Origin of the sequence: Virgibacillus sp. 7505, assembly GCF_002272135.1 — a bacterium.
Taxonomy (GTDB): Bacteria; Bacillota; Bacilli; order Bacillales; family Amphibacillaceae; genus Terribacillus.
Window position 1 is genome coordinate 1 of sequence record NZ_NPBF01000246.1, and the last position, 248, is coordinate 248.

Genomic DNA, 248 nt, shown 5'->3' on the forward strand with positions numbered 1-248 from the left:
CAAAACTTCGGGCGCCGGCTCTTCTATGTCGTTGCGGGGAGTTATACTGTCTTGTATATGGGATTCTTGTTTTTAATTATTGCTTGCACGGTATTGGCTTTACAATTTTTGACGCAAATGAAGCAGACTGGAGGGCGCTATGTCACCCTGTCGATGTTAGGCGCCAAACGTGATCAAATGAAAAAATCGATGCATACACAGGTGTTGTGGGCCTTTTTGTTACCGATGTCTCTCGCATGCGTAAGTGC

General features: G+C 45.6%; 1 protein-coding gene. It reads left to right on the top strand.

All coding sequences use genetic code 11. The features are described from left to right. Window positions 1-51: 51 nt before the first annotated feature. A partial coding sequence (locus tag CHH91_RS20980) for an FtsX-like permease family protein (protein ID WP_286160853.1) occupies window positions 52-248 on the top strand: 197 nt, incomplete at its 3' end.